At 65.4% G+C, this 1,478-nt stretch carries 1 protein-coding gene; it reads right to left on the bottom strand.

Annotation, left to right across the window (positions count from 1 at the left end; genetic code table 11):
* On the bottom strand, positions 1–836 hold an 836-nt coding region (locus tag B056_RS0110790), incomplete at its 3' end, for a reverse transcriptase domain-containing protein (protein WP_020572436.1).
* Positions 837–1,478 lie beyond the last annotated feature (642 nt).

The raw sequence follows: 1,478 nt of genomic DNA, 5'->3' as shown, positions 1-1,478 counted from the left end.
AAATTCGGCAGGCCCTGCCGACGACGCTTGGCCCGAAAATGCGCGCTGGTTGACGGGCCCCCCGGTGCGTGGGCGATGTAATCGTCCAGCACCGACAGGGCCACGTTACTCAGCAACGGTGAGAGGATCGCCCCTTGCGGGGCGCCGGCATCGGTCTTGCGGAGCTGGCGTTCCTGCGTGAGGATGCCCGCTTTCAAGAACGCCTTCACCAGGTTCAGGACACGCTTGTCCCCGACACGTCGACGCACCCGACCCATCAGGGCCGTGTGGTCGATCTCGTCGAAGCACGCCTTGATGTCTCCCTCAACGATCCAGTCGTACCGTGCTTTGTTGGTCGTGAGGAAAACGATCTCGGCGACGGCGTCCCTGGCCTGGCGGTTCGGACGGAACCCGTAGGAACACGGGCGGAAATCCGCCTCGAAGATCGGCTCCAACACCAGCTTCAGCGACGCCTGGACCACCCGGTCGGCGACGGTCGGGATCCCCAGCCGGCGGAGCTGCCCGCCGGCTTTCGGGATCATCCGTTCCGCCACCGGCAACGGGGTGAACGAGCGGTCCTTCAGCGAGCCACGAAGCTCGCCGAGGAACTGCTCGACCCCCTCCGTCACCTGGATCGACCGCGCGGTGCGGCCGTCCACGCCGGCGGTCCTGGCGCCTTTGTTGCCCCGCACCCGATCCCAAGCCACAAGCAGGAAGGCCGGGTCGGTGACGAGATTGAACAGATCATCGAACCTTTGGTGAGAATCACTGGTCGCCCAGCGGTGCAGCTTGGTCTGGATCCCCAGTACCCGACGGCGCGCCCGCATGAGCGTGTCCGTCGATGCGTCGGTATTCACCGGCGTACCCTCCTGGCATTCCCGTTCTTCGGCTGCTTGACTTGCTGGACCCCTTCGCCATGTACGCGGCTTTCCCGCGCTCGGACTACTACGGGTCCTCCGCCCCATCGCGTGGCCGTCAGACGACAACGGTCCTGCCCTTCACCGGGACGATGTCCCGGCGGGTAGGGCGGCCACGGATGGTTCCCACGTTCACTGCACACCGGTTGACGGAGGAGGTGCCCGACTCTTCCCCGGCAGCATCGCCAGTGGTACGCCGCAGGCATTCCCACTGGCCTCCTTCCCGTCGAAGCAGACACGGTTACGGAGTTGACCATCCACAGTTGATCGCGACGGTCACGCGCTGCATCCCAGCCCATATCCACCAGATTGGAGCTGGTTCCTCGCTTACGGGGCTTCACACGCCGGTTCCTCTCGTACACCTTTCCGTCTCGCTTGCCGGACCCGGCCTGTCTGGTAGTTCCAGGCCGTCCCGTCGTTGTCAGGACTGCTCCCGCCCTCACCGGCGTTTCCCGGATCGGACTGTCCTCAGCTTCACCAGCCAGCTGCGACTGGCTGGCGGTGGGTCCTTTCACCCCACCCGGTGTTACGGTCATCAGCGGCTACCTGCCGCCTTCAGACCTGCAGCGCTTCGTGGCGCAC

Origin of the sequence: Parafrankia discariae (assembly GCF_000373365.1) — a bacterium.
Taxonomy (GTDB): Bacteria; Actinomycetota; Actinomycetes; order Frankiales; family Frankiaceae; genus Parafrankia; species Parafrankia discariae.
This window is presented reverse-complemented; position numbering and strand designations above follow the sequence as displayed.